This window comes from Nocardioides sp. (assembly GCF_025965415.1).
GTDB lineage: Bacteria > Actinomycetota > Actinomycetes > Propionibacteriales > Nocardioidaceae > Nocardioides.
In genome coordinates, this window is record NZ_JAOPWY010000073.1 from 1 (window position 1) to 9,340 (window position 9,340).

A 9,340-nucleotide genomic window follows, 5' to 3' on the forward strand; every position below is an offset into this window, starting at 1 on the left:
CAGGACGTGCTGCCGGCCGACGAGTCACCGGTGCCGGCCGTCGACCAGCGACCCGCACCTCCGGCAGCCCCCGCCGAGGCGCTCGTCCCGGGGGCCGCCCAGGCCGAGCCCAGCGACGTACGAGCACTGGCGAAGCCGCCGGTGCGCAAGCTGGCCAAGGACCTCGGGGTCGACCTGACCACGCTGACCGGGTCGGGGCCGTCGGGCTCCATCACCCGCGAGGACGTCCAGTCCGCGACCCGCGGCGCTGCGCCTGCCGCGCCGGCCGCGGCTCCGGCAGCCGTCGCCGCAGCGCCGGGCGAGCGGGAGACCCGCGAGCCCATCAAGGGCGTGCGAAAGATGATGGCGACGGCGATGAGCCAGTCGGCCTTCACCAGCCCGCACGTCACCGAGTGGATCACCGTCGACGTGACCGCGGCCATGCAGCTCGTGGCCCGGCTCAAGAAGCGCCCGGAGTTCTGCGACGTCAAGGTCAGCCCGCTGCTCGTGCTCGCGCGGGCGGTGATCCTGGCGATCAAGAAGACCCCGGAGATCAACTCCTACTGGGACGACGCCGCGCAGGAGGTCGTCTACAAGCACTACGTCAACCTCGGCATCGCCGCAGCCACGCCGCGCGGTCTGGTCGTGCCCAACGTCAAGGACGCCGACGCCCTGTCGATGACGGGGCTGGCGGCGGCGCTGGGCGAGCTCACCGCGACCGCGCGCGACGGGAAGACGCAGCCCGCGGAGATGGCGGGCGGCACCTTCACGATCACCAACGTCGGGGTCTTCGGCGTCGACGCCGGCACGCCGATCATCAACCCCGGTGAGTCCGCGATCCTCTGCTTCGGTGCGATCAACAAGCGGCCGTGGGTGGACGAGTCCGGTGAGATCGTGGTCCGCGACGTCACCACGCTGGCGCTGTCCTTCGACCACCGTCACATCGACGGCGAGAAGGGCTCGCGCTTCCTGGCCGACGTCGCCGGGATCCTCCAGGACCCGGGGACGGCCCTGCTCTTCTGACCTGACCTCGAACGGTGGCCCAGCGACGTTCCGACGCCCGGAACGGTGGCTGGACCACCGCTCGACCCAGGTCAGCGGCCGTGCCAGGCGGCCAGCACCTCGGCCTCGCGCTCGGCCGTGAGCGCCGTGACCGGCGAGTCGAGGCACCCTGGGGCGGTCTCCTCGACGGACCGCAGCCGCAGCCCGGCCGCGACGGCCGGGCCGGGGTCGTGCGCCAGCATGCCGCCGTACTCCGGGCGCGGCAGCCACAGCGGCAGCGAGTCCTCGCCGGCCCAGGGGACGACGCCCCGGGCCTCGAGGAAGTCGGCGTCGACCCAGGTGAGGTCCGGCGAGGCGTTGCCGACCCCGGCGGCGGCCAGCGCGAGCAGCTCACCGAGCGCCATCGGCTGCCCGACCGCGTCGAAGACCCCCGTGGTGCGGGCCTCGGACAGGTCGAGGAGCCACGCGGCGAGATCGCGTACGTCGATCACCTGGACGACGTCGTCCGGTCGCCCCGGCGCGAGCACCTCGCCGCCACGGGCCAGGCGCTGGGGCCAGTGGGCGAAGCGCCCGGTCGGGTCCCCAGGGCCGACGATCAGGCCCGGGCGGGCGATCACCGACGACGAGGCGTGATCCCGGACGACCTGCTCGCAGGCGACCTTCATCCCGCCGTAGGCCTCGGGGTCGGCGGCCAGGTCGACGTCGTCGGTCACCGGCTCGACGAGCGGCTCCATCGCGGGGGAGGTGTTGTCGGCGTAGACGCTCACGGTCGAGACGAAGACCCAGTGGGCCCCGGACGTCGCCGCCACCGCGCTCCGGACGTGGGAGGGGAGCCGCGCGACGTCGACCACCGCGTCCCACCCACCCTCGGTGACTGCGGTGGGGGGCTCATCGGCCCGGTCCCACGGCAGGTGCGTCACCCCGTCGGGAAGCGGGCCCGACGTGCCGCGGCAGGCGCAGGTGACGTCCCACCCCCGTGCCACCGCCTGCGCCGCGACCTCGCGGGAGAGGAACCGGGTACCGCCGAGCACGAGGAGCTTCATGGGGTCACTCCACCTGTCCGGGCCGGGAGCGGACAAGACGGTTCGCTGTCAGCGCAACGGGGGGACGGACCCTTTGTCATCCGTGCTGCCGCGCTGCGACAATGCCGATCTCGGAACGTGCGCGAAGGGAGCGGGGACATGGCCCTCGATGCCGCCACGGCTGCCACAGGCGAGTCGACCACTGCCGCGCTGCTCGCTCGCGCCCAGCAGGTCGCCGACCAGCTGCAGAGCGAGGCCCGCCAGGAGGCCGAGCGGCTGACCGCCGACCTCGCCGTGCTGCGCGAGGAGGCCCGCCGGCTGATGGCCGAGGCCGAGGCCGACCGCGCCGAGGCAGGTCGGGCCCGCAAGCAGGCCGAGGAGGTGCTGGCCGGTGCCTCCGAGGAGGCCGCCACCATCGTGGTCGACGCCAACGAGCAGGCCGCCCTCCTGATGAGCTCCGCCTCCGGTGCGCGCGACCACGAGGTCGAGCAGGCACGGCTGGAGGGTGAGCAGCTGCGCACCCGCGCGCAGGAGGAGGCCGCCGCGCTCCGCGCCGAGGCGCAGGAGCTGCGCGACACCGCGGCCTCCGAGAAGGCCGCCCTGCTCGGGTCGGCGAGGGCCGAGGCAGAGGCCACGATCGCCGGCGCCCAGGAGACCGCCACCCGGTTGGTCGAGGAGGCGCGTGCCTCGGGCCAGCACCACCTCGCGTCCGCGACGACGGAGGCCGAGTCGCTCCGCGCCAGCGCCTCCGACGAGTCGGCGCGGATGCTCGACGAGGTCACCCGCCACTCCGACGAGCTGCGCCGGACGACGGCGGCCGAGGCCGAACGCGTCCGGCAGGAGGCCGACGCCACCCTGGCCGCAGCCCGCGCGGAGAGCGAGGACAAGCTGCGCCAGGCCGCCGAGCAGACCGAGTGGGCGACCGCGACGGTCCGCTCCGTGCTCGACGGTGCCGCCGACGAGGCCGACGCGATCCGCAAGGCCGGCCACGCGGAGGTCGCCGCGCACACCGCCGCCGTACGCCGTCGCCTCCAGCGCGTCATCGCCGCGGTCGCCGGGCGGATGGCCCTCGAGCTCGTCGACGCCCGGCAGCGTGCCGACGACATCGCGCAGGTCGCCGCCCTGGCGGCCGCCGAGGCGGAGAGCGAGGCGACGGCCGTCCGCGAGCGTGCCGACGCCGAGGCCGCGCGCATTGTCGCCGACGCGACCGACGAGTCCGAGCGCGCAGTAGCGCGCCTGGAGCGGCGCCGCGCAGAGGCGGAGTCCGGCGCGGCCAGCCTGCGCGCGCTCGTCGCCGAGGAGGTCACCCGCACCCGCTCCGAGGCCGCCGAGGACCGCCGCCGGGCCCGCGAGGAGGCGCTGGTGCTCGTCGCCGAGGGGCGGGCCGAGGCCGACCAGCTCCGCGAGGGCGCGCGCCGCGCGCAGGAGCGGGCCCGGGCCGAGATCGCCCAGCTCCAGGCGCAGCGCGACGGCATCGCCGCCGAGCTCGGGCAGCTCTCCGGCGTCATCGAGGCGCTCTCCGTCCCCGAGCGGGAAGCCGGCCCCGCCACGATCTTCCGCGACCCCCCGACCCCCACCCCTGCACCGCCTCACGACCTGGAGAACCCCGATGCCTGAAGAGATGTTCACGACAGTGCGGCGCGGATACGACCCGGGCGAGGTCGAGCGGGCGCTCGGTCAGGCCCAGAGCGAGGCCGCCGACCTCCGGCAGCGGCTCGAGGCCGCGGAGGCCGCCGCGGAGCAGGCCCGCAGCGAGGCCGCCACGTCGCGCGAGGCGCTGGTCTCGCGGGAGGCGCACGAGCCCGAGCTGCCGACGTACGACCACCTCGGCGAGCGCGTCGGCCAGATCCTCTCCCTCGCCGAGGCCGAGGCCGCCGAGATCCGCGACCGCGTGATCGGGGAGGTCGAGGCGCTGCGCAAGGACGCCGAGGTCGAGGCGGGCGCGGTGCGCGCCGACGCCGACCGGTACGCCGAGGAGACCCGCCGCGACGCCGAGGCGGAGAGCGGGCGACTCCTCGCCGACGCGCGCAAGGCCGCCGACTCCGAGCGCGACGCCGCCGAGCGGGACGCCTCCGCCCGCCGTGCCGAGGCCGAGGCGCTCCACGAGGATGCGCGGGCCAGGGCCGCCCAGGCCGCGGCCGACTTCGAGACCACGCTGGCCGAGCGCCGGCAGCGGTCCACCTCGGAGTTCCAGGCCCAGCAGGCCGCGACCCAGGCCGAGCTCGACGCCATGACGGCCCGCAACCGCGACACCGAGGCGGCCCTGGAGCGCAGCCGCGCCGACGCGGAGGCCCGCATCGCCCGGATGCTCGCCGACGCCGAGGACCGCTCGACCTCGATGGTCTCCGAGGCCCGCGCGACGGCCGACCGGGTGCGGGCCGAGTCCGAGCGTGAGCTCGCGGCCGCCGCCCAGCGTCGCGACAGCATCAACGCCCAGCTCTCCAACGTCCGCCAGATGCTCGCCACCCTCTCGGGCACCGGCGTGCCCGGCGTCGCGATGGCGCCGGCCGTGCCAGCCGAGGCGGAGGTCGAGCCGGAGGTCGAGCCGGTCGAGGCCGTCACGGAGGCCGAGGTCGTCGAGGCGCAGGAAGAGGCTGCGGCGGAGGCGGCGCAGGGGACCCCCGAGGAGCGGTGATCCAGCCACGTTCCGGGCAGCAGGAACGTGGCTCGAGCACCGCCCGGATACCGGAGCGGTGTGCCACGCGGGTGCTGCGACCGCGGAACGTGCCTCACGCGCCGGCCGATCCCCCGAGGAGCGGTGATCCAGCCACGTTCCGGGCAGCAGGAACGTGGCTCACGCACCGCTCGTGGCGCACGCACCGCCGATCGCCCAGCAACGCACCTCAGACGTAGCGCCGAGCCCGCTTCTCCGCCGACCCCGGCCCGGCCGCGAGCAGCGCGCTGAGCTCGTGCTCGAGCACCGCCCCGACCCGTCGGCAGAACTCCTCCGGCTCGTCGGCGGCGTCGGGCTTCTCCGCGACGATCCGGTCGACGATGCCGCGGCGGTGGAGGTCGATCGCCCGCACGTGCTGGGCGCGGGCCATCTCCGCCGCATGGTCGAGGTCGCGGTGCACGATCGCCGACGCGCCCTCAGGCGGAAGCGGTGAGAGCCAGGCGTGCTGGGCGGCGACGACCCGGTCGGCCGGCAGGAGCGCCAGCGCGCCGCCGCCGTTGCCCTCGCCGAGCATCAGGCACAGGGTGGGCGCGTCGAGCGTGACCAGGTCGGCGAGCGATCGGGCGATCTCGCCGGCGAGGCCGCCGTTCTCAGCGTCGGCCGAGAGCGCGGCGCCCTGGGTGTCGATGACCGTGACGAGGGGCAGCCCGAGCTCGGACGCGAGCCGCATCCCGCGGCGGGCCTCGCGCAGCGCCTCCGGCCCCAGCGGGTGGTCGGTCGTCTGGCCGCGTCGGTCCTGGCCGAGGAAGACGCACGGCGCCTCGCCGAACCTGGCCAGCGCGATGAGGAGGCCGGGGTCCGACTCGCCCTGCCCGGTGCCGTTGAGGGGTACGACGTCGCTGGCGGCGTAGCGCAGCAGCCGGCGTACGCCGGGGCGGTCGGGGCGCCGCGATCTGGTCACGCAGTCCCACGCGTCGACGTCGGGGACGGGCTCCTGGCCGGGGTCGGCGACCGGGGCGACCCCCTCTCGCGCAGCCATCAGGATCGTCAGGGCGCGGTCGAGGATGTCGGCGATCTCCTCGGGCGGCAGGACCGCGTCGATGATGCCGTGGGCGTAGAGGTTCTCCGAGGTCTGTACGTCGCTGGGGAACGGCTTGTCGTAGAGCGCCTCGTAGACGCGGGGACCCAGGAAGCCCACGAGGGCACCGGGTTCGGCGACGGTGACGTGCCCGAGCGAGCCCCACGACGCCATCACGCCGCCGGTCGTCGGGTGGCGCAGGTAGACGAGGTAGGGCAGGCCCGCCGTGCGGTGCGCCGCGACGGCCGCGGAGATCCGCACCATCTGGACGAAGGCCGGCGTGCCCTCCTGCATCCGCGTGCCGCCGCTGATCGGCGCGGCCACCAGGGGCAGCCCCTCGCGGGTGGCGCGCTCGATCCCCGCCACGATCCGGTCGGCCGCCGCGCGGCCGATGGAGCCGGCGAGGAAGCCGAACTCGCCCACCAGCACGGCGATGCGCCGCCCGTGCATGCGCGCCTCGCCGGTCAGCACCGACTCGTCGACGCCGGACTTCTCGGCCGCGGCGGCCAGCTCGGCGGCGTACGCCGCGCTGATCCCGTCGCGCGACGGCGCGGCGTCCCACGACGACCAGGACCCGTCGTCGAGCACCAGGTCGATGAGGTCGTGGGCGGAGAGGCGGCTCATGCTGAGCCCTCCGGCACGCCGGGCCGCGGGGTCCTGGTGCCGGTGATCCACCGGTCGAAGAACCCCGACAGCTCGCGGCCGGTCTCGGACTCCCAGTGGTCGAAGACCTGCTCGCGCGTCACGGAGGTGCCGTCGTTGTCCGCCAGCCACGAGCGGGCGATGCGGTAGAACTCGTCGTCGCCGAGCTCGACGCGCAGCTCGTTCCACATGAGGGCGGGCGGGTAGTAGATGTTGGACCCGCCGAACTGCCGCGGGTCGTAGGCGCCGGGCGGGCCGTACTCGTCACGCAGGCCCTGGTCGCCCGCGCGGGCGTCCTGCAGGGTCGTGCGCAGCGGCCGGATGTCGTGCTCGTCCTCGTAGATCCACTGCATCAGCATCGTCATCCCCTCGTTGAGCCAGACGTCGCGCCAGTCGGCGGGCGAGACCTGGTCGCCGTACCACTGGTGCACGAGCTCGTGGGCGATCACCTGCGGCGAGAGGACGTACTCGTTGCTGCCCAGCGTCACCATCGTCTGGGTCTCCATCGCGCTCTGCGAGTCGGTGACCACGAGGCCGAGGGAGTCGAAGGGATAGGGGCCGAGCCTGCTCTCGATCCAGTCGATCGACGCGGCGGCCGTCTGCACCTGGTCGCGGCCGAGGACCATGCCGCGCGGGGTCCAGTAGTCGACACGCAGGCCGCCATCGGTGGTGTTGCTGCTGTGGGCGTAGTCGCCGATCGCGAGCGTGACGAGGTACGACGACGCGGGCTCGGTGAGCTGCCACGACGTGGTGGTGGTGCCGCCCTCGGTGGTGAGACGGGTGAGCCGGCCGTTGGAGATGCCGGTCCAGGGAGCGGGTGCCTGCACGGTCACGTCGTAGAGGGCCTTGTCGGACGGCTGGTCGTTGACGGGGTACCAGGTGTAGGCGCCGTACGGCTCCTGCATCGTCCACACCTCGCCGGTGCCGGTGACGGTGAAACCGGTCGTGGAGAAGTCGCTGCGGGTCGTCGGGGCCGGCGCGGGCCGCGGCGTGCCGACGTAGTCGAGGGCGAGCTCGTAGCGCCCGTCGGCCTCCACCGGCGCCTGCACGACGAGGTTCTTGCCCCGTCGCACGAAGCCGACGCCCTCGTCGTCGAGCCGGACGTCGCCGACGGTGAGGCCCCGCCCGAGGTCGAGCTGGAAGCGCGGAGCCGTGCGCGTGGCGCGGAAGGTGACGACCGCGCTGGCCGTGAGCCGCTCGTCCAGCGGGTCCCAGGCGAGGTCGAGGTCGTAGAGCAGGGCGTCGACACCCGGGTCGCCGACGTCGGGGTAGACGCTGTCCTCCACGGGCGTCGAGAGCGCGAGGTCGAGGTCCGGCTCGACCGGGTCCGCCACGGGTGCGTCCGAGGTCGGCGCGACCGTCTCCTCGGAGTCGGTCGCGGTCGAGGCGGTCGGGCTGGCGAGCTCGTCGGGCGACTCGGCGCCGGAGGAGCAGCCGGCGAGCAGTGCGAGCGACAGGCCCGCGGCAGCGGCGGCTCCCCGCCTCACCGATCGCCCCGGAGGAGGGGACGCGCCAGCTTGCGGCCGTGGTGGATCTGCGCCTTCACGGTGCCGAGCGGGGCGCCGACCAGGGCGGCGATCTCGTCGTAGGGGAGCCCGTAGACGTCGCGCAGCAGCAGCGGCTCGACGAACTGCGGGTGGTCGCGCTCGATCGTGTCCATCGCCTCGAGCAGGTCGAGGCGGGTCCCGGCGATGACGCTGGTGGTGCGGGGGTCGGGCCGGTCGTGGGCGCCGTCCTCGAAGTCGGTCGGCGTGGCCAGGTTCTTCAGCCGCCGGTACGTCGTCCGGGAGCTGTTGACGGACACGACGTGCAACCAGGTCGTGAACCGGCCGCGGCCGCCCCACGAGCCGATCTTCGTCGCGACGTTGAGCATCGCCTCCTGGCAGGCGTCCTCGGCGTCGCCCGAGTAGGGGAGGACCCCGCGGCAGATGTTCAGGACCCGCGGGCGCACCTCCGCCAGCAGCGACTCCAGCGCGTCGCGGTCGCCGTCGCGGGCGCTCCGCGCCAGTGCGTCGATGTCGTCGGGCGCCAACGCGACGCCGTGGTCCCCCGAATTGCTCACCCCTGCACGATAATGCCCGGGTGTCCGCTCCCTCCCGTCTCGGTCGTTACCCGGTGCGCCGCCGCATCGGGTCGGGAGCCTTCGCGACCGTCTGGCTCGCCTACGACGAGCACCTCGACTCCCCGGTGGCGATCAAGGTCCTCGCCGACAACTGGACCGGCGACCTCCACATCCGCCAGCGCTTCCTCGAGGAGGGCCGCTTCCTGCGCAAGGTCGAGTCGCCGCACGTCGTGACGGTCTACGACGCCGGAGAGCTCGCCGACGACCGCCCCTACCTCGTCATGGCGTACGCCGACCAGGGCACGCTGGCCGACCGCCTCGAGCTCGCCCCGCTCGAGCCCGGCCAGGCGCTGACCGTCATCACCCAGGTCGGCCGGGGCCTCGCCGCGCTGCACGACCGCGGGGTGCTCCACCGCGACGTCAAGCCCGCCAACGTGCTCTTCCGCACGGTCGAGAGCGCCCGGGGCTCGCAGGTCGTGGCCATGGTGGGCGACCTCGGGCTGGGCAAGGCGATGGACATGTCGTCGCGCCTCACCATGGTGGGCGGCACCCCGACGTACGTCGCTCCCGAGCAGGCGCTGGGCGAGGGCCTGGACCCGCGGGCCGACCAGTTCTCCCTCGCCGCGCTGAGCTACTACCTCCTGGCCGGTCACCAGCCCTACCACCACACCAGCCTGGGCGCGGCCGAGGACCCGGCGCCGCCACCGCCGATGGAGATCGACAACCCCGAGGCCGAGGCGGTGGTGCTCCGGGCGCTGTCCAAGGACCGCGAGGACCGCTACGACGACATCGAGTCCTTCACCGCGGCCCTCGTCGACGCGATGGGCGGCGAGGTCGACGAGGCGCCCCAGGCCTGGATCCCGCCTGACCCCGACCTCACCCAGGCCGCCCCCCGGCCCGAGCTGACCGACCTGGCCGGCGACCTCCCGCCGCCCCCGCCG

8 protein-coding genes are annotated in these 9,340 nt (G+C 74.6%); 4 read left to right on the forward strand and 4 right to left on the reverse strand.

Annotated features, from left to right (window positions below):
* The coding region (locus JWN97_RS07910) for a dihydrolipoamide acetyltransferase family protein (protein ID WP_297621037.1) at positions 1 to 1,002 on the forward strand (1,002 nt) is incomplete at its 5' end.
* A gap of 71 nt (positions 1,003 to 1,073) precedes the next feature.
* On the opposite strand, the gene JWN97_RS07915 is transcribed toward JWN97_RS07910, so the two are convergent.
* Positions 1,074 to 2,024: an NAD-dependent epimerase/dehydratase family protein gene (locus tag JWN97_RS07915; RefSeq protein ID WP_297621039.1), complete on the reverse strand. Its 951-nt coding sequence runs from the start codon at positions 2,022 to 2,024 to the stop codon at positions 1,074 to 1,076.
* A gap of 138 nt (positions 2,025 to 2,162) precedes the next feature.
* Here JWN97_RS07915 and JWN97_RS07920 point away from each other — a divergent pair, with 138 nt between their 5' ends.
* Positions 2,163 to 3,620 (forward strand): hypothetical protein, encoded by a 1,458-nt coding sequence (locus JWN97_RS07920; RefSeq protein WP_297621041.1) that lies wholly within the window; start codon positions 2,163 to 2,165, stop codon positions 3,618 to 3,620.
* Positions 3,613 to 4,638 (forward strand): hypothetical protein, encoded by a 1,026-nt coding sequence (locus tag JWN97_RS07925; protein ID WP_297621043.1) that lies wholly within the window; start codon positions 3,613 to 3,615, stop codon positions 4,636 to 4,638. The genes JWN97_RS07920 and JWN97_RS07925 overlap by 8 nt, the downstream gene beginning before the upstream one ends.
* 208 nt (positions 4,639 to 4,846) lie before the next feature.
* Here the strand turns inward: JWN97_RS07925 and JWN97_RS07930 are convergent, their stop codons facing one another.
* From JWN97_RS07930 to JWN97_RS07940, 3 genes are read right to left on the reverse strand one after another with little or no spacing between them, the layout of a single operon-like run.
* The gene (locus JWN97_RS07930; RefSeq protein WP_297621045.1) at positions 4,847 to 6,319 is read right to left on the reverse strand and encodes a carboxyl transferase domain-containing protein; all 1,473 of its coding nucleotides are present in this window, start codon (positions 6,317 to 6,319) and stop codon (positions 4,847 to 4,849) included.
* Positions 6,316 to 7,824 (reverse strand): M1 family metallopeptidase, encoded by a 1,509-nt coding sequence (locus JWN97_RS07935; protein ID WP_297621047.1) that lies wholly within the window; start codon positions 7,822 to 7,824, stop codon positions 6,316 to 6,318. Before JWN97_RS07935 ends, JWN97_RS07930 begins: the two co-directional genes overlap by 4 nt.
* Positions 7,821 to 8,399, reverse strand: coding sequence for an RNA polymerase sigma factor (locus JWN97_RS07940; protein WP_297621049.1), 579 nt, complete (start codon positions 8,397 to 8,399; stop codon positions 7,821 to 7,823). The genes JWN97_RS07935 and JWN97_RS07940 overlap by 4 nt, the downstream gene beginning before the upstream one ends.
* Positions 8,400 to 8,419: 20 nt before the next feature.
* On the opposite strand from JWN97_RS07940, the gene JWN97_RS07945 reads away from it, so the two are divergent.
* Positions 8,420 to 9,340, forward strand: a 921-nt coding sequence (locus JWN97_RS07945; RefSeq protein WP_297621051.1) for a serine/threonine-protein kinase, incomplete at its 3' end; no start/stop codon positions are given.